This window comes from Sphingopyxis alaskensis RB2256, assembly GCF_000013985.1.
GTDB classification, from domain to species: Bacteria; Pseudomonadota; Alphaproteobacteria; order Sphingomonadales; family Sphingomonadaceae; genus Sphingopyxis; species Sphingopyxis alaskensis.
The window spans coordinates 2,069,514-2,087,889 of record NC_008048.1 but is presented as its reverse complement, the minus strand read 5'-3'; the positions used below and the strand labels follow the sequence as shown (position 1 = coordinate 2,087,889).

Here is an 18,376-nt window from a genome sequence, read left to right as displayed (position 1 = left end):
CTTGCCAGCTTGCTGGCTAGCCGGAGTTGAGAGGGGACTGGCGGTGTTCCCCTCTCCAAGCTTCGCTAGCTCCTGACGGAGCAAGCTGCGCTATCCTCTCCCCTGAAGGGGAGAGGGCGATGGCTGGTAACCACCCCAAAGTGGCCATCACCTGATGCTGGATTCCCCTGTCGGCACCGCCATCGCTGCCTCACGCCAGCGCCCCCGCGATGCGCGCGACCAGCGCCTCGGCGCCCGCCTGATCGGCGGCGGTGAAGCGCGCGGGCAGCGGGCTGTCGAGGTCGAGCACACCGACCAGCCGGTCGTTCGCGATCACGGGCACGACGAGTTCGCTGCGGCTGTCCGCGTCGCACGCGATATGGCCCGGAAAGGCGTGGACATCCTCGACGCGCTGCGTCGCGCGCAACCGCGCGGCGGCGCCGCACACGCCCTTGTCGAGCGGAATCCGGATGCACGCCGCCTTGCCCTGGAACGGGCCGAGCACCAGTTCCTGCCCGTCGAAACGATAAAATCCGGCCCAGTTGAGGTCGGGGATCGCCTGCCAGATCAGCGCGGCGACATTCGCCATGTTGGCGATCCCGTCATGCTCGCCTGCGACGAGCGCCGCCGCAGCCTCGCCCGCCTCGGCCCACCGCTCGGCGGCCTCGGTGGCGGTGAAGGAGAGGGTGTAGCTCATCCTATTCGACGTCCAGCCCGGTCCATTTCGCCGCAAAGGCATATTTGTCGGCGGCCTCGGCGATGATCTTGTCGGTCGGCTTGCCGCTGCCATGGCCCGCGCGCGTTTCGATGCGGATGAGGTGCGGCTTGCTGCCCGCCTTCGCGTGCTGGAGCGCGGCGGTATATTTGAAACTGTGCCCCGGCACGACGCGGTCGTCGGTGTCGGCGGTCGTCACCAGCACCGCCGGATAGGCCACGCCGCTGCGGATATTGTGGTAGGGCGAATAGCTGAGCAGGTTCCGGAAATCGGCCTCCTTCGACGGATAGCCATAATCGTCGACCCAGTAACGACCCGCAGTGAAGCGGTCGAAGCGCAGCATGTCCATCACGCCGACCGCAGGCAGCGCCGCGGCGAACAGGTCGGGGCGCTGGTTGGTGACGGCGCCGACGAGCAGGCCGCCGTTCGATCCGCCCTCGATCGCAAGCTGACCCTTGCCGGTGATGCCCTCGGCGATCAGATATTCGCCCGCGGCGATGAAATCGTCGAAGACATTCTGCTTGTTCGCAAGGCGGCCGGCGTCGTGCCACGCCTTGCCATATTCGCCGCCGCCCCGCAGGTTCGCGATCGCGAGCACGCCGCCCTTGTCGACCCACGCGAGCCGCGTCGGCGAAAAGCCTGGGGTCAGCGAGACGTTGAAGCCGCCATAGCCGTAAAGCAGCGTCGGCGAGCCCTTGCTGCGGTCGAGGCCCTTTTTCATCACGAGGAACATCGGCACTTCGGTGCCGTCCTTTGATTTATAGAAGCGTTGCTCGACGCTGAAATCGGCAGGGTTGAAGGTCAGCCTGGGTTCGGCGAAAATCTCGCTATTTCCGGTTTCGGTGTCGAAGCGATAGATGGTCGTCGGCCGCGCAAAGCTGGAAAAGGCATAGAAGGTTTCGGGGTCGCTCGACTTGCCGCCGAACCCCGACGCCGCGCCGATGTCGGCGAGGTTGATGTTCGCGATCGGCTCGCCGTTCAGTGCGACCATGCGCGCTTCCGACTTGGCGTCGCCAAGATAGGAGAGGATGATGCGGTCGCCGACGCGCGAGGCGCCGACGAGCGTGGCGGGGTTTTCGGCGACGAGTTCGGTGAGTTTGTCCGGCTTGCGGATGTCGAACGAAACGAGGCGGCCGCGCGGCGCGCCCTTGTTGGTGAGGAAAGTGAAGCGCGTTCCCGCGTTGGTCACATATTCCCAGTTGTTCGCATAATCGTCGACAAGGACGATCGGCTTCGCCCCCGGCCTGCCGAGCGGATGCAGCGTCAGGCCATAGCGTTCGTCGGTCCCTTCGGACGAGACGACAAGCAGATAGTCGCCATCGTCGGTGACGAGTGCGCTGTTGTTGAGCTTGGGCTTGTCGGGCGTCGCGTGGATCAGCACATCGGCGCTTTGCGGCGTGCCGAGGCGGTGGAAATAGACGGCGTGATTTTCGTTGAGCGACTGGAAGGCTTCGCCCTCCTTTGGCTCCGGGAAGCGCGAATAGTAAAAGCCGCTGCCGTCCTTTGCCCAGTCGAGCGCCGAAAACTTCACCCAGCGCACCTCGTCGGGCAGGTCCTGCCCCGTCGCGACATCCTTGACGCGCACGATGCGCCAGTCGGTGCCGCCGTCCTGCACCGCATAGAGAAGATATTTGCCATCCTCCGACGGTTCCCATTCGGCGAGCGCGGTCGCACCGTCCCTGGCCCACAGATTGGGGTCGATGAGCACGCGGCCCTCGCCTTTCAACCCTTCGCGGACATAGAGCACCGACTGCGGCTGGAGCCCGTCGTTGCGCGTGTAGAAATAGCGCGCGCCCGCCTTGGTCGGCAGGCCGAAGCGTTCATAATCGTACAGCTCAGTCATCCGCGCCCGGAAGGCGTCGCGACCGGGCAGCGTGTCGAGATAGGCGTCGGTCACCCTGTTCTGCGCTTCGACCCACGCCGCAACCTCCGGATTGACGCGGACGTCGTCCTCCAGCCAGCGATAGGGGTCGGCGACGTCGACGCCGAACTGCGGATCGACCGTATCGCCGCGCGCCGTGTCGGGATAGGCGAGCGCGGCGGCGGGCGCCGATGCGGCCGCGGCCGCGGCCGCCTGTGCTGCGGTGGGGGTCAAGGCAAGGGCGACCAGCGCGAGCGGCGCGGACAGGCGTTTGGCGGGCATGGCAAGGCGATCCTCATTATCCGGAAAAGACATTATCGTGCGCCGATATGTAAGGATGGAAAAGGGCGGGGCAAGCGGATTTGATATACAGCACGCCGCTTCTAATGCAGCGGCGAGGTGCGCACCGCCCAATAGACGATGGCGAGCAGGGCGGCCCAGATAAGCAGGATCAGGATCATGCCCGCCCGGCTTGAGGGCCGCTCGCTCGCCGTTTCGGCCAAGGCGTGGAGTTCGGACCACAAGGGCGCGGCGATCAGACGCCGCACCGCGAGCAGGCCGAGCGGCAGGATGACGAGGTCGTCGATCCAGCCGAGCACGGGGATGAAATCGGGGATGAGGTCGATCGGCGAGAGCGCATAGGCGGCGACCGCGACCGCCAGCAGCCGCGCGAACCACGCCACGCGCGGGTCGCGCGCGGCGAGCCAGGCGGTGTGCGCCTCGACCGCGAGGCGGCGGCCAAGGTCGCCGATGCGTTCGGAAAGGGATTTGCCGGTCATGCCATCCCTCATTACTGTCTAGCCATGGCTATCCAACTGAAAAGCGCGCGCGTCGAACGCTGGCCCGTCGCGGGCTCGTTCGTCATCAGTCGCGGCGCCAGGAATCATGTCGATGTCGTTGTCGCGGAGATCGAGGACAGCGGCGCGATCGGGCGCGGCGAGGGGACGCCGGTTTATTATCTGGGCGAGGATGCGGCCACGTGCCGCGACCAGATCCTGCTCGCCGCGGCGCACGTCGCCGACATGGCCGCGGCCGAGGCGCGCGCGGCGGTGCAGGAGATCATGGCGCCGGGAGCGGCGCGCAATGCGCTCGATTGCGCGCTCTGGGATCTGGAGGCGCGACAGCGTGGCCTGAGGCTCTGGCAGCTTGCGGGCTGCGACGGCGCGCCGACCGCACGGACGACCGCCTTCACCATCTCGCTCGGCAGTCCGGGCGCGATGGCCGAACAGGCGGCGACGGCGGCGGCCGACGGCTATCATCTGCTCAAGATCAAGCTGACGGGCGAAGGCGACCGGCTGCGCGTCGCCGGCGTGCGCAAGGGCGCTCCCCACGCCCGGCTGATCGTCGACGCCAATGAAAGCTGGGCGCAGGTCGACATATTGGAAGAGGCCGAGGCACTGGCCGACATGGGCGTTGAAATGATCGAACAGCCGGTGCCGGTCGGCGCCGACGCGCTGCTCGATCCCGTTTATGCGTCGATTCCCTTCGTCGCCGACGAAAGCTGCCAGACGGCGGCCGACGTTGCGCGCATCGGCGCCTTTTACGACGGGGTGAACATCAAGCTCGACAAGGCGGGCGGGCTGACCGAGGCGCTGCGCATCGCCGACGCGGCCGACGCTGCGGGGCTGGCGATCATGGTCGGCTGCATGCTCTCGACCAGCCTTGCGATCGCGCCCGCTTTCGTGCTCGCCCAGCGCGCGCGCTGGGTCGATTTGGACGGCCCGGCTTTGCTCGAACGCGACCGCGAGGGCGGGTTCGAATTTCGCGAAGGCCGCATCGGCACGCCGCGCTAGGGTCCAAACTCAATCAGCCTCTTGAAAATCGGCGCGCACATTGATTCACGGGTTCTCCGCTGAAGCAGGAGGCCTTTGGAAATGTCGCGTTCGTTGTTCTGGCTGTCAGATGAAGCATGGCGGGCGATCGAGCCCCACCTGCCGAGGAACCAGCCCGGAGCGCGGCGGGTCGATGATCGCAGGGTAATCTCCGGCATCATTCACATGCTCAAGTGCGGTGGCCGCTGGGCGGATTGCCCGCCTGAATACGGCCCATCGACAACGGTCTATAATCGCTGGAACCGGTGGAGCAGGCGGGGCATCTGGACCCGCATCCTGGCGGCGCTGACCGAGGAGGGCTGGATCGCGGAAACCGGCCAGATCGACAGCAGCTACATCAAGGCCCACCGCTCTGCCGGTGGCGCAAAGTTGAGCGCATGCCAATGATCCGGGGGATCATTGGACCGCGAAACGGGCGCGGGCCAATGCCATTGGCATCTCGCGTGGCGGCCGGACGACCAAGATCCATGCGCTTGTCGATGTCCTTGGGCGACCGCTCCGCCTCGTCCTGACGCCCGGCAACACGTCCGACGTGAAAGGCGCGGACCTGCTGATCGGCGAAACCGTCGGAATGAAGCGGGTGATCGCCGACCGTGGCTACGACGCCAACCGCATCAGGGCTGCCTTGCGCGAACAGGGCACCATCCCTGTCATCCCCGGCCGACGCAACCGCAAGCGCCCGATCCAGTATGACGAACGACGCTATAAAGATCGCTGGCGGGTCGAGGCCATGTTCTGCCGCCTCAAGGACTTCCGCCGCATCGCTACCCGCTACGATAAACTCGCCAGGAATTTCCTGTCAGCCGTAAGCCTCGCAGCCGCCGTGGCCTTCTGGCTGTGATTGAGTCTCGACCCTAGTCGGATGATTTTTGATTTTCTGTGTATCAAGAGGGTGCGGCGTCCACAACCATATGCGCCAACGCAAATGACACCAATTCGAACTCGAATCGGGGTGCGTGATGTAGTTGCAATTGGACGCGATATTTCGTAAGCGAAAGCCTTCAGAAATCGCAGGTCCGGTTGTTAACAAGCAACTTGATTGCACCAAATAAGGTGGGGGCTACGGCCCCCACTTGCCTGCGCTTCATTCCCCCTATCGGTGTCCACCACACCGGGAGCAGGCCAAGGCAGGCGTTCTCCCGCAAGTTTCCGGCAAGCAGTCATTCGATACCCAGCGGCAGTTCGGTCGTCGACTTGATTTCCGAGAGCGCGACGGTCGAGTTGATTTCCTGGATGCCGGGCAGCTTGCTCAGCTGGTCGAAGAAAAAGCGTTCATAGGCGTCGATGTCGCGGGCGACGATGCGCAGCATGAAATCGGTCGTGCCCATCAGCACATAGGCGTCGAGCACTTCGGGAAAACCCCGGATCGCTGCGCTGAACTCGTCGAGGTTGGCCCGGCCGTGCGCGTTGAGCCTGACCTGCGCAAAGACGTGCGCGTTGAGTCCGACCTTGCGGCGATCGACGATCGCGACGCGTTTCCTGATGAAGCCATCGCGTTCGAGCCGGTCGATGCGGCGCCAGCAGGGCGACACCGACAGGCCGACGCGCTCGGCGATCTCGGCCGTCGTCTGATTGGCGTCGCGCTGCAATTCGCGGAGGATTTTTATCTCAAAGGGATCAAGATCGGCCATCTGTTTCCTTTATCAGGCAATGAGCGAACATAATATCCCGAAAATCCGGCGAACAATAAAGATGCGATCAAGAACGCCCTGCCGAACGATGCGATAAGCGACGCATCGTTCAAGGAGAATGTTCATGGTCGTCCGTCTTGCCCGCCTGGCCCCGCCACTCGAATGCGTGCGCCTCTATGATCTCGAAGCCGGGCTCGACGGGTTTATCGCGATTCACTCGACCGCGCTGGGGCCGGGCGCCGGCGGCTGTCGCCTCTGGTCCTACCCCGACGCGAGCCATGCGCTCGCCGACGCGGTGCGGCTGGCCGAGGGGATGAGTTACAAGAACGCGCTTGCCGGCTTGCCGCTGGGCGGTGCGAAGGCGGTGCTGCGGCGGCCCGAGGGCGAATGGGATCGCGTCGCGCTGTTCCGCGCCTTTGGCCGCGCGGTCGAGGAGCTGGGCGGGCTTTATGTCACTGCTGAGGATGTCGGGACGAGCGTTGCGGATATGCAGGAGGTCGCGCAGACGTCGCGCCATGTCGCGGGCTTGCCGTCGGCCGAGGGACGCGCGGGAGGCGATCCGTCGCCCTGGACCGCCCAGGGGGTATTCGATGCGATGACGGTCGCCGCCGAGTTCGCGCTGGGCAAAAGCCTTGATGGCCTGACTGTCGCGGTGCAGGGCACGGGCAATGTCGGCGCCGATCTGTGCCGCCGCCTCGCCGATGCGGGTGCGCGGCTGGTGATCGCCGATGTCAGCCCGGTGCGCCGCGACCGGCTGAAGGCCGTGCTCGGCGCGCAGGTCGTCGACGTATCCGAAATCGCTTCGGTCGAAGCTGACATCTTCGCGCCCTGTGCGCTCGGCGGCGCGCTCGACCGCGACACGGCGGCGAGGCTGAAGGCGAAGATCGTGTGCGGCGCGGCGAACAACCAGCTGGCGAGCCCCGACGTCGCCGCGCAGCTGCGCGATCGCGGGATCGTCTATGCGCCCGACTATGTTGTCAACGCGGGCGGCATCATCAACGTTTCGGCCGAATATCTGGGCGAGGACGTCCGCGACGTCGAATTGCGCGTCGCCGAAATCGGCCCGCGCGTCGGCGCGCTGCTCGAACGCGCGGCGCGCGAGGGACGCTCCCCTGCATTCGTCGCCGACGAAATGGCCGAAGAGGTGATCGCGGGCGCCAAGCGCGTGGCGGCCTGAGGGCCCGCGCCGTGTACCGCTTTGAAATCGACGCGACGCCCGACCCGCAGGCGCTGCCGCGCGTTGCCAATGTTTTCGCGCAGCGCGCGCTCGTGCCCGCCGCGATCACGATGAACCTCCTGCCGACGCATATAGCCATCGAGGTCGTCGTCGCCGGTCTGGACGGCGCGCAGGCCGCCGTCATCGCCGCCAAGCTCGGCGAGGGTGTTGCGGTCCTGCGATCCGAAGCGGCGGCCGTCGATCCACCGCTCCGCCTCGCGGGCTGATCACGGCGCGTTCAACTTTTTCTTTCGCCGGAAGGAGGCGAGGGCGGCTTGCCCCGCCCGGCCGCGTGTGTAACGGCCGCGCTGACGAATGGCGGGAGAGACAGGCGATGCAATTCGACGTGGTGATCGTGGGCGCCGGACACGGCGGCGCGCAGGTGGCGGTGGCGCTGCGTACGCAGAAGTTCGCCGGATCGATCGCGATCATCGGCGACGAACCCGATCTGCCATACGAACGCCCGCCCTTGTCGAAGGAATATTTTGCGGGCGATAAGGACTTCGAGCGCATCCTGCTGCGCCCCGCCAGATATTGGGACGAGCGCGCGGTGACGATGCTGCTCGGTCAGCGCGTCATGGCGGTCGATCCCGCCGCGCACAGCGTCACCACCGACGACGGACAGACGGTCGGCTATGGCAAGCTCGTCTGGGCCACCGGCGGGAGCCCGCGGATGCTGCCCATCCCCGGCGGCGACCTGCCCGGCGTGCAGGGCGTGCGCACGCGCGCTGACGCCGATGCGATGAAGGCGGCGTCCGAAACCGCTGGCCAGATTGTCGTCATCGGCGGCGGCTATATCGGGCTGGAGGCGGCGGCGGTGCTCCGCAAGGCGGGCAAGAAGGTCGTGCTGCTGGAGGCGCTCGACCGTGTTCTTGCGCGCGTCGCGGGCGAGGAGCTGTCGCGCTTTTTCGAAAAGGAGCATCGCGACCATGGCGTCGACCTGCGGCTCGGCGTGTGCGTCGAGGCGATCGAGGGCGACACGCACGCCACCGGGGTGCGGCTGGCGGTCGGTGCGGTGATCCCCGCCGACCTCGTCATCGTCGGCATCGGCATCGTCCCCGCGGTCGAACCGCTGATCGCGGCGGGCGCCGAGGGCGGCAACGGCGTGCTCGTCGACCGTTTGTGCAGGACGAGCCTGCCCGACATCTATGCGATCGGCGACTGCGCCGCGCACGCCAATGATTTTGCCGGAGGCGCGGTGATCCGCCTCGAATCGGTCCAGAATGCCAACGACCAGGCGAATGTCGTCGCCAGGGGCATCGTCGGCGACGAGGCGCCCTATCATGCGATCCCCTGGTTCTGGTCGAACCAATATGATCTGAAGCTTCAGACCGCGGGGCTTTCGACCGGCCACGATCAGGCGGTGCTGCGCGGCGATCCGGCGACGCGCAGCTTCTCGGTCGTCTACCTCAAGGCGGGCAGGGTGATCGCCATCGACTGCGTCAATGCGACGAAGGATTATGTCCAGGGGCGGATGATCGTCACCGCCGGGCTTCGCGCCACGGCGGAGCAGCTTGCCGATACCGGAACCCCGCTGAAGGCGCTGTTGCCGGCCTGATCCTCAGGTCGGCGGCAGTGGGTCTGTGCGGGGCGGTTCGTCGCCCATCGCCTTCCTGAGCGTCGCCTTGACGTTGCGGAGCAGGCGGCGCAGCGCGACGATGACCATTGCCGCGCCGGCGGCGAGCAGGATTGCGATGACGATTGCGAACGGCGGAAAAGCAATGGCGAGCGCAAGCAGGCCGCCCGTCGCGACATCCTCGCCGGTCGACACGACCGCGTTGCTCACCGGTTCGGGGCTGACGTTGACGACCGCGCGCGTCGTCGCCTTGGCGCCGTGGCTCAGCAGCGCGCCGCCGCCGCCCAGCAGGAAGGCGATCACCTGCCACGCCGGGTCCGAAGCGTCGACCAGCGCGAGCGCGAGCAGCGCGCCGCCCAGCGGGCGGATGATACTGTGGACCGTGTCCCATGCTGAATCGACCCAGGCGATCTTGTCGGCCAGGAACTCCGCGATCGTGCCGACCGCGGCGACGCCGAGCACCCACGGGTTTGCGAGCACCTGCAGCGCCGCCAGATGTTCGGGGAGCGGCAGCCAGCCGAAATGCATCGCGACCCCGGTCGCCAGGATGGTGAGGTAGAGCCGCCATCCGGCGAGCAGGCTCAGGCTGCCCGCGACACCCAAAATCTCGACGATTCCCAATGGCCCGCTCCCCCGCCCATGGTGTTGCGCCGGGCCGCATCTTGCACCCTTGGCCGGGCAGCCGCAATGGCGGGATGACAAGTGGGCGTGGCGCGGTTATCGCCTTGGGCCATGAGCGATGCCGTTTTGCCGTCCGCGCCCGAGGCGATGCTGCCCGACGGCGCTATTCCCGCCGCGACGCTGGTTATCATGCGACCGTCCGAAGGCGGCGGCCCCGACGAGATTTTGATGGTCAAGCGATCGGCGAACATGGCTTTCGCGGCGGGGGCGGTCGTATTTCCCGGTGGCCGTGTCGATCCCGACGACCATGAGGTCGCGCGCCGCCACGGAGCAGGCATCGATCCGGCAGACGGCGCCGCGCGCGTTGCGGCGCTCCGCGAGACGCTGGAGGAAACGGGGCTCGCGGTCGGCTGGCCCGGCCTTGCCGAAACGGAGGTCGCCGAGGTGCGCCGCGCCCTGCTCGGCGGGACGTTGCTGTCCGACATACTGGCGGCGCGCGATGAGCGAATCGCATTGGAATCGCTCGTTCCTTTCGCGCGCTGGTGCCCCAATTTCAAGGAAGCACGCACCTTCGACACGCGCTTCTATGCCGTCGCCGCCCCGCCGCACAGCCACGAACTCACCGTCGAGGAGGCCGAACACAGCCATATTTTCTGGGCGAGCGCCGCGGCGACGCTGGCGATGGCCGACCGCGGCGAGGTGTCGGTCATCTTCCCGACGCGCCGCAATCTCGAACGGCTGGCGCAGGCGCCCGACTTCCCGAGCTTTTCGGCGCATTCATGTGCATATCCGGTCGAACTGATCACGCCGTGGATCGAGGATCGCGATGGTCGGTCCCATCTGTGCATTCCCGATCATCTGGGCTATCCGGTGACCAGCGAGGCCTTTGAGCGGGTGCGGCGTGGGTGAGAAACCGGCAACAAGTTTTCATCTGTTTATAATTTACTAAGATTTCAGGGGGTAGGGCAAAACGTCGTTGCAATTGCCGAAGCCCGTGCGTAAGAAGGCCGGGCAGAAGCAGACCGGGGACGAACTTCACGGTGTGATTCGACAAGACTATCCAGTGGACGGAGAAAATGATGAACCTGCTTAAGAAAGCTGCGATCTCCCTCGCAGCCACCTCGATGATTGCGGCGCCTGTTGCCGCGTCGGCTGCTCCCGCGGCACGCGCTGCTTCGGCCGTTGATGGCCAGAGCGAACTGGAAGGCAGCACGAGCTGGATCATCGCTGTTCTCGCTCTCGCGGCTGTCATCGGCGGCATCATCATCGCGTCGGACAACGACGACGATGAACCGACCAGCCCGTAAGATCGGCTGATCGCTACAGATACCAAAGGGCCCCGAGCATCGCTCGGGGCCCTTTGTGCATTGGCGAGCATTCCGCGCTCGTAGCCGTAGGCGTCATTGCGAGCGCAGCGAAGCAATCTCCAGCTTTCGTAGCATTTTGTACGGCGGCTGGAGATTGCTTCGTCGCTACGCTCCTCGCAATGACGACGCTGCGGAGCCGGTGGGTTCAACCCCGGTGTCGGAGATATTTGGAACTTCTGCGGTTCTGGTTGAACGTGACCCTCGGCGCGCCCTTCATTCCGGCGAAGGCGGGAATATCGACGCTGCGTCAGATTGCGAGGGTGAGATTCCGCCCTTCGCCGCAATGACGGGCGAAATAATGCCAATCCGCCCTAAAGGTCGATGCGGCGAATCGCGCGCGACCGGCTCAGCGGAATTGCCGCGCGCGCCCTGGTTGCCGCGGTCGCGTCGATCGGCACGATCGTCAGCGAATAACCCTTCTGATTCGCTTCATCGCTCCGCGCGGCATCGGCGAGGATCGCACCCCACGGATCGACCGCCAGGCTGTGTCCATAGGTTGTGCGGCCGTCGGTGTGCTGGCCGCATTGCGCCGCGGCAACGACATGGCATGCGGTTTCGATCGCACGCGCGCGGAGCAGGACGTGCCAATGCGCCTCGCCCGTCGGCACGGTGAAGGCGGCGGGGATCGCGATCAGCGTCGCGCCGCTGTCGACAAGCGCGCGATAGAGTTCGGGAAAGCGCAGGTCGTAACAGATGCTAAGGCCCAGCCGGCCGAGCGGCGTATCGACGATGCAGAGCGCGTCGCCCCCCGCATAAGCCGCCGATTCCTGCCAATTCTCGCCCGATGGCAGCTGCACGTCGAACATGTGGATCTTGTCGTACCGCGCGCGGATTCTGCCATCGGCGGCGATGACATGGCTGCGGTTGACGCGCCGTTGGCCATCGTCGGCGAGCAGCGGCATCGACCCCGAATGCAGCCATATGGCATGCCGCCGCGCCATCTCCTGCAACGCCGACGGCCACGGGCTTTGTGCTTCGGTTGCGATATGCGCCGCCGAACGCGCGCGATCGCGGTCGAGCAACAACGACATTTCGGGTAGAAAGGCCATCGCCGCGCCATGCGCCGCCGCTTCGCCCATCGCGCGGTCGATCACCGCCAGATTGGCGGCCGGGTCAATCCCGCTGGTCATCTGGACAAGCGCAGCGAGCGGGTCGTCATCGGGGCCGGTCATATCGTCTGGCTAATGCCATGCGCCACTGCCGACAAGCCGACAGTTCAGTGGCCAGCAAGGTTCGAAGGCGATAAGATAGCCCAATGTCGTCTGATCCAGCGCGCGCGCCCCTTCGTTTTGCCCGTTCCATGCTTGTCGGCGCCCTCGCCGCACTGCTGCTGGCGCCGCTCGCCGCGCGCGCCCAGCACGAGGTCGCGACCGCGAAGCAAGCGGGGAACAGCGACTGGCTTTATGTTGGCAGTGACATTCCACGCGATACGGCGTGGCAGTTCGGCATCCTCCCCAATGGCCTGCGCTATGCCGTGCGCAATAACGGCGTGCCGCCGGGGCAGGTGTCGATCCGCGTGCGGATGGATGTCGGTTCGATGTTCGAGACCGACGATGAGCGAGGCTACGCCCATCTGCTCGAACATCTGACCTTTCGCGGCTCGGAGCACATCCCCGATGGCGAGGCAAAACGTATCTGGCAGCGCTTCGGCGTAACCTTCGGCAGCGATTCGAACGCCCAGACGACGCCGACGCAGACCGTCTACCAGCTCGACCTTCCCAGCGTGACGCCCGCGAATCTTGACGAAAGCATGAAATTGCTTGCGGGCATGATCCGTGCGCCGCGTATTTCGGAACTGGCGGTGGCGGCCGAGCGCGGAGTCGTCATGGCCGAGCTGCGCGAATCGGACGGACCGCAGAAACGCATCGCCGACGCGACCAACGCGCATCTGTTCGCGGGGCAATTGCTTGGCGATCGCTCGCCAATCGGTACAACGGCCTCGCTGGGCAAGGCGACCGCGGCGTCCGTCGGCGCCTTTCACGATCGCTGGTATCGTCCCGAACGCGCGGTGGTCGTCATTGTCGGCGACGGCGACCCCGCCACTTTCGCGCGGCTGATCGCCAGATATTATGGCGACTGGAAAGGGGAGGGGACCAATCCGCCCGATCCCGATTTCGGAAAGCCCGATCCCGCGGCGCCCGCGGCGCTCGAAATTGTCGAGCCGAACCAGCCGCTCGCGCTCACGCTCGCCATGGTCCGGCCGTGGAAAAGGCGGATCGACACGGTCGAAAATACGCGGCGGCTTTACCTCGAGTTCATCGCACAGGCGCTCGTCAACCGGCGGCTCGAAAATCGCGCGCGCGCGGGCGCCAGCTACCTCGTCGCCACCGTCGAACAGCAATATGTCAGTCGCAGCGCCGATGTGACCGCGGCCTCGATCGTTCCGTTGAGCGACTGGAAGGCCGCGCTCGCCGATGTCCGCGGGGTGATCGCCGATGCGGTGCGCCGCCCGCCGTCGCAGGCCGACATCGACCGCGAGACGAACGAGATCGAGGCCTTTCTGCTCAAAGAGTTGGAAAATGCGCGCAACGAGCCCGGCGCGCGGCTTGCGGACGACATGGTGCGCGCGGTCGACATCAACGAAACGGTGACGAGCCCGCAGGGGCAGGTCGATATGTTCAGGGCGATCCGGGCGTCGGCGACACCGCAGGTGATGCTCGACATCAGCCGCGCCATCTTTTCCGCGCCGGTCACCCGCGTCGTGCTGACCACACCGACATCGGCCGGCGGGAACGGCGCCGTCCTCGCCGCGCTGAAGGCTCCCGTCGCCGCGCGCGACGAACGGCTTGCGGCGGTCGAGGCCGATTTCGGGCAGCTTCCGTCGCTTGGCAAGCCCGGCTCCATCGTCGCGACGGCGCCGCTGCCGGGCCTTCGCGCCGAGCGGATCGAGCTGTCGAACGGCGTCACCGCGCTGGTGTCGAACAACAAGATCGAACCGGGCAAGGTGCGCGTCAATGTGCGCTTCGGTACCGGCAATCGCAGCGTCGCCGCCGATGCGCCGAACCTGTTGTGGACCGGCGACTATGCGCTTGTCGCGAGTGGAATCGGACCGTGGGGCCAGAATGAGATCGACCAGCTCACCAACGGGCGGCAGATTCAGATGAACTTCGCGATCGACGACGATGCTTTCGAGCTGTCCGCCGAAAGCCGCCCTGCCGACCTTGCCGACCAGTTGCGGCTCATGGCGGCCAAGCTGGCGCTGCCGCGCTGGGATGCGGCGCCGGTCGAGCGGCTGCGGATCGGCTATCTCACCGGCTATGAGCTCAATGACGCGACCCCCAATGCGGTACTCGAACGCCATTTGCGCGGCTGGCTGACCGGCAATGACGCGCGCTGGGCGGCGCCCGACCGCGCGGCAATCGAGGCGCTGACGCCTGCGGCCTTCCGGGCCTTCTGGGAACCGAGGCTCGCCAGCGGACCCATCGAGGTGCAGATTTTCGGCGACCTCGAAACGGTCGATTACCGGAAAATCCTGACCGAAAGTTTTGGGGCGCTGGCGCCGCGCGCGATTCTGGCGCCACCGGGTGGCCAGCGCGTCGATTTTGCGCCGCACGTCACCGTTCCCGAAATCGCCTATCACCGCGGCGAGCAGGGGCAGGCGGCGGCGATGACGGCCTGGCCGACCGGCGGCGGCCGCACCAATCCGCGCGACGCGCGCGCGCTGGAGGTGCTGGCCGCAATCTTCAACGACCGGCTGTTCGATCGGCTACGTGCTGAACAGGGCGCCAGCTACGGCCCCGTCGTCGACAGCCACTGGCCAACGGGATTCGACACCGGCGGCTATCTGCTCGTCGGCAGTCTGCTCGCGCCAAAGGACATCGACCGTTTTTACGGGATTGCGCGCGACATCGCCGCCGACCTCGTCGCACGACCGGTCAGCGCCGACGAATTGGCGCGCAACGCCGGCCCGATCCGCGAGCAGGTGGCGCGAGCATCGACAGGCAATGTCTATTGGATGTTCCTGCTCGAAGGCGCGACGCGCGATCCGCGCGTGACTGCGGCGGCGCTGTCGATCCAGGACGACTTGGCGGCCGTCACGGCCGCCGATGTGCAGCGGCTCGCGCGCCAGTATCTGACGCCGGACCGCCAATGGTCGCTTGCCATCCTGCCCGAGGGCATGACGCTCGCCGATGCGTCGGCACTGAATGGTGCGATGTCGACCCGTCTCGATGCCGCGGTTGGCGGACGTTAGAGCACGCCGCTCTAACCGCTTTCGCCGCTGCGAGCGCCGATCTGGGGTCGGTGGACGCGGGGTTCGTGATCGAGCCTGCCCTTTGTCATGATGTCGTGGCGCATTCTGGCGCGCACGTCGTGGATCGACGCGATCACCGGTCCCATGGCGACGCCCAGGTCGATGAGCACGGCCTCGGCGAGTTGCAGCGAGCTTTCGAGCGTTTCGGGCACGGCGTCGCTGGCGCCCGCCTGATAGAGCGCAGCGGCATGGTCGGCGTCGCGCGCGCGGCTGATGATCGGCAGGTCGGGATATTTCTGCCGCAGCCGCCGCGTCATGCGCAGCTGCTGGACCGGGTCGTCCATCGTCAGGACGATAGCCTGGGCATTTTCGATGCCCAGCCTGTCGAGGCTGCCGGGCCGCGCGACGTCGGCGTAGCGGACGATAAAGCCGTCGCGCCGGGCCGCCGCCACCGTGTCGATGTCGGCATCGACCGCGATATAGGGCCGGTCATGTTCGCGAAGCAACTCGGCGACGGTGCGGCCGACGCGCCCGAAGCCGACGATGACGGTGCGACCCTCGGGCGTCTCGTCATCGTCGGCATCGCCGCTGCGCATTTCGATTTGCCGGGCAACGTCGTGGCCGACGCGCGCAAGAAGCGGAGTGATCGTCAGGCCGATTGCGGTGACGAGTTGCCAGAACTCGGCGGTGCTGCTGGTGATGAGCTGCGCCTGCAATGCGGCGGCGAGCACGATCAGCGTGGTTTCCGACGGGCTCGCCATCAACAGCCCGACCTCGGCCGCGGTCCCGCGGCGTGCAAAACCCGAAAAGCGTAGCAGCGCGGCGGTGACCAGCGCCTTGATCGTGATGACCCCGCCCACGGCAACCATCAGTTCGGGCCATTGCTCGACGATCGTGCGGAGGTTGAGTCCCATGCCGACGCTGATCAGAAAGACGCCGAGCGCGAGCCCCTTGAACGGCGCGGTGATCGCTTCGACTTCGCCATGATATTCGGTTTCGGCGATCATCAGCCCCGCGAGCAACGCGCCGACGATCGGCGACAGGCCAACCGCGGCCGTTGCAAGCGCCGCGACGATGACGACCAGCAGGCTGGCGGCGAGGAAAAGTTCGGGATCCTTGGCGCGCGCGGCCTGGGCAAAGATGCGCGGCAGCAGGAACCAGCCGCCAATCGCAAGCGCGGCAATGACGAGCCCGCCCTGCCACAGCGTTGCGAACAGCAATTGGGTGCTGTCACCGCTGGCGGTGGGTGCGAAGGCGCCAAGGATGAAGATGATCGGGACGATTGCCAGATCCTCGAACAACAGCATCGAAAAGGAAGCGCGGCCCACCGCCGATTTGGTGCCGGCGATCGGCAGCACGAGCGCGGTCGAGGACAGCGCGAGCGCGATGCCGAGACCGAAGGCAGCGGGCGTCGCGTGATCGGTGAAGAGCATCAGCGCGCCGCCAAGGATCGCGCCGCCGAACAACAACTCTGCGGCGCCGATGCCGAACACCAGCTTCCTGAGCTGCCACAGGCGGCGGAACGACAATTCGAGCCCGATCGAGAAAAGCAGCAGGATGATACCGAACTCGGCAAAGAGCGCGATGTCCTCGGTCGATCCGATCGTGACATGTCGCAGCCACGGATAATCGGCGGCAAGCGCGCCCAGCCCCGATGGGCCGACGAGCAGCCCGACGAGGATGAAACCGATGACCGGCGGCAGGCGAAAGCGCGCAAAGGCGGGGATCACGATGCCCGCCGCGCCCAGCACCACCAGCGCATTGCCGATGGCGGAGGTTTCTGTCTCTGATACCATAAGGGCCGACCTTATGCAGGCCGGCCCCGATTGGCTAGAGCGGCGTGCCGTATATCTGATTCACCGAGACGGAGCCGATTTGGCCCAGCGCGAGAAGAGAGGAGGGAGCGATGCTGCCGCATAGTGACCGACGATCGACGCTGCGATGGGCCAGGATCGGCCCGCCGCCTGCGGTTGCGTCAGGAAGCATCTCGGCGAGGAGCGTTGTGCAGTCCGGGCTGGTTGCCCGGACAAGCAGTGCGACAAAGTCCGAGACGCTTCCTGACGCAATCCCGGTGGGTCAGATATACAGCAGCCGCTCTGGGTGGTTATGGCAACCGCATTGTTCCGCGACGACGGCCGGAGGACTAAGCGCCCATCTTCTTGTCGAGATTCTCGACGATCGCCTCGAAAAAGCCTTCGGTCGTCAACCAGTTCTGGTCGGGACCGATGAGCAGCGCCAGATCCTTGGTCATCTTGCCGCTTTCGACCGTCGCGACGCAAACCTTCTCCAGATCGTCGGCGAACTTCACCAGCGCGGCATTGTCGTCGAGCTTGCCGCGATGTTTGAGCCCGCCGGTCCAGGCAAAGATCGAGGCAATCGGGTTGGTCGAGGTCGCCTTGCCCTGCTGGTGCATGCGATAGTGGCGCGTGACGGTGCCGTGCGCGGCTTCGGATTCGACGGTCTTGCCGTCGGGGGTCATCAGCACGCTGGTCATCAGGCCGAGCGAGCCGAACCCCTGCGCAACGGTGTCCGACTGGACATCGCCGTCGTAATTCTTGCACGCCCAGACGAACTTGCCCGACCATTTGAGCGCCGAGGCGACCATGTCGTCGATCAGGCGATGTTCGTAGACGATGCCGAGCGCGTCGAACTGCACCTTGAATTCGGCGTTGAACACTTCCTCGAAGATGTCCTTGAAACGCCCGTCATAGGCTTTCAGGATCGTGTTCTTGGTCGACAGATACACCGGCCATTCGCGCGCAAGGCCATAGTTCAGGCTGGCGCGCGCGAAGTCGCGGATCGAATCGTCGAGATTGTACATGCCCATCGCGACGCCCGACGAAGGGAACTGGAACACTTCCTCGTCGATCAGCGTGCCGTCCTCGCCCTCGAACACCAGGCGCAGCTTGCCGGGGCCGGGGACGCGAAAATCGGTCGCCTTGTACTGGTCGCCGAAGGCATGACGTCCGACGACGATCGGGTCGGTCCAGCCGGGGACCAGCCGCGGCACATTCTTCATCACGATCGGTTCGCGGAACACCACGCCGCCCAGGATGTTGCGGATCGTGCCGTTCGGCGACTTCCACATCTTCTTGAGGCCGAACTCCTCGACGCGGGCTTCGTCGGGGGTGATCGTCGCGCATTTGACGCCGACGCCATATTTCTTGATGGCGTTCGCGGCCTCGACGGTGATCTTGTCGTCGGTGCGGTCGCGTTCCTCGATGCCGAGGTCGTAATAATGCAGGTCGATGTCGAGATAGGGCAGGATCAGCCGCTCGCGGATCCATTGCCAGATGATCCGGGTCATTTCGTCGCCGTCGAGTTCGACGACCGGGTTGGCTACCTTGATCTTGCCCATGCGTTTCTGCCTTTATCCTTGGGGAGTC

15 protein-coding genes and 1 pseudogene are annotated in these 18,376 nt (G+C 65.9%); 8 read left to right on the top strand and 8 right to left on the bottom strand.

Annotated elements, in window-relative coordinates:
• Positions 1-190: 190 nt before the first annotated feature.
• The 3 genes from SALA_RS10055 to SALA_RS10045 form a co-directional block, all read right to left on the bottom strand.
• The gene (locus tag SALA_RS10055; protein ID WP_011542266.1) at positions 191-676 is read right to left on the bottom strand and encodes a GAF domain-containing protein; all 486 of its coding nucleotides are present in this window, start codon (positions 674-676) and stop codon (positions 191-193) included.
• Between the two features lies 1 nt (position 677).
• Positions 678-2,837, bottom strand: a complete 2,160-nt coding sequence (locus SALA_RS10050) for a prolyl oligopeptidase family serine peptidase (protein WP_011542265.1) — start codon at positions 2,835-2,837, stop codon at positions 678-680.
• 101 nt (positions 2,838-2,938) lie between these two features.
• Positions 2,939-3,334, bottom strand: a complete 396-nt coding sequence (locus SALA_RS10045; protein ID WP_011542264.1) for a YkvA family protein — start codon at positions 3,332-3,334, stop codon at positions 2,939-2,941.
• A gap of 24 nt (positions 3,335-3,358) precedes the next feature.
• Between SALA_RS10045 and SALA_RS10040 the strand changes: the two genes are divergently transcribed.
• Together SALA_RS10040 and SALA_RS16820 are read left to right on the top strand one after the other, a co-directional pair.
• Complete coding sequence (locus SALA_RS10040; protein WP_011542263.1) at positions 3,359-4,348, top strand: dipeptide epimerase; 990 nt, start codon at positions 3,359-3,361, stop codon at positions 4,346-4,348.
• 81 nt (positions 4,349-4,429) lie between these two features.
• Positions 4,430-5,228: pseudogene (locus SALA_RS16820) on the top strand (IS5 family transposase).
• Positions 5,229-5,547: 319 nt separating this feature from the next.
• On the opposite strand, the gene SALA_RS10025 reads toward SALA_RS16820, so the two are convergent.
• A complete protein-coding gene (locus SALA_RS10025) occupies positions 5,548-6,018 on the bottom strand; it encodes an Lrp/AsnC family transcriptional regulator (RefSeq protein WP_011542262.1) in 471 nt (156 codons plus the stop codon).
• A 124-nt stretch (positions 6,019-6,142) separates the two neighbouring features.
• Here SALA_RS10025 and SALA_RS10020 point away from each other — a divergent pair, with 124 nt between their 5' ends.
• From SALA_RS10020 to SALA_RS10010, 3 genes are all read left to right on the top strand, one after another.
• A complete protein-coding gene (locus SALA_RS10020; RefSeq protein ID WP_011542261.1) occupies positions 6,143-7,195 on the top strand; it encodes a Leu/Phe/Val dehydrogenase in 1,053 nt (350 codons plus the stop codon).
• A gap of 11 nt (positions 7,196-7,206) precedes the next feature.
• A complete protein-coding gene (locus SALA_RS10015) occupies positions 7,207-7,461 on the top strand; it encodes a hypothetical protein (RefSeq protein ID WP_011542260.1) in 255 nt (84 codons plus the stop codon).
• 107 nt (positions 7,462-7,568) lie between these two features.
• Positions 7,569-8,792 carry an NAD(P)/FAD-dependent oxidoreductase gene (locus tag SALA_RS10010; RefSeq protein ID WP_011542259.1) on the top strand — a complete coding sequence of 408 codons (1,224 nt, stop codon included), beginning with the start codon at positions 7,569-7,571 and terminating at the stop codon, positions 8,790-8,792.
• A 3-nt stretch (positions 8,793-8,795) separates the two neighbouring features.
• Here the strand turns inward: SALA_RS10010 and SALA_RS10005 are convergent, their stop codons facing one another.
• Entirely contained in the window at positions 8,796-9,431 is a 636-nt protein-coding gene (locus SALA_RS10005; protein ID WP_011542258.1) for a DUF4126 domain-containing protein, read from the bottom strand.
• Between the two features lie 111 nt (positions 9,432-9,542).
• On the opposite strand from SALA_RS10005, the gene SALA_RS10000 reads away from it, so the two are divergent.
• Both SALA_RS10000 and SALA_RS09995 read left to right on the top strand, forming a co-directional pair.
• Positions 9,543-10,340, top strand: a complete 798-nt coding sequence (locus SALA_RS10000) for an NUDIX hydrolase (protein ID WP_084764724.1) — start codon at positions 9,543-9,545, stop codon at positions 10,338-10,340.
• Between the two features lie 167 nt (positions 10,341-10,507).
• Positions 10,508-10,738, top strand: a complete 231-nt coding sequence (locus tag SALA_RS09995) for a hypothetical protein (RefSeq protein ID WP_237700854.1) — start codon at positions 10,508-10,510, stop codon at positions 10,736-10,738.
• A 371-nt stretch (positions 10,739-11,109) separates the two neighbouring features.
• Here the strand turns inward: SALA_RS09995 and SALA_RS09990 are convergent, their stop codons facing one another.
• Positions 11,110-11,970, bottom strand: coding sequence for a carbon-nitrogen hydrolase family protein (locus SALA_RS09990; RefSeq protein WP_011542255.1), 861 nt, complete (start codon positions 11,968-11,970; stop codon positions 11,110-11,112).
• 128 nt (positions 11,971-12,098) lie between these two features.
• On the opposite strand from SALA_RS09990, the gene SALA_RS09985 reads away from it, so the two are divergent.
• Positions 12,099-14,990 (top strand): M16 family metallopeptidase, encoded by a 2,892-nt coding sequence (locus SALA_RS09985; RefSeq protein ID WP_049754633.1) that lies wholly within the window; start codon positions 12,099-12,101, stop codon positions 14,988-14,990.
• Positions 14,991-15,001: 11 nt separating this feature from the next.
• Here SALA_RS09985 and SALA_RS09980 read toward each other — a convergent pair whose 3' ends face one another.
• The gene (locus tag SALA_RS09980) at positions 15,002-16,786 is read right to left on the bottom strand and encodes a cation:proton antiporter (RefSeq protein ID WP_011542253.1); all 1,785 of its coding nucleotides are present in this window, start codon (positions 16,784-16,786) and stop codon (positions 15,002-15,004) included.
• 347 nt (positions 16,787-17,133) lie between these two features.
• Entirely contained in the window at positions 17,134-18,348 is a 1,215-nt protein-coding gene (locus SALA_RS09975; RefSeq protein ID WP_011542252.1) for an NADP-dependent isocitrate dehydrogenase, read from the bottom strand.
• Positions 18,349-18,376 lie beyond the last annotated feature (28 nt).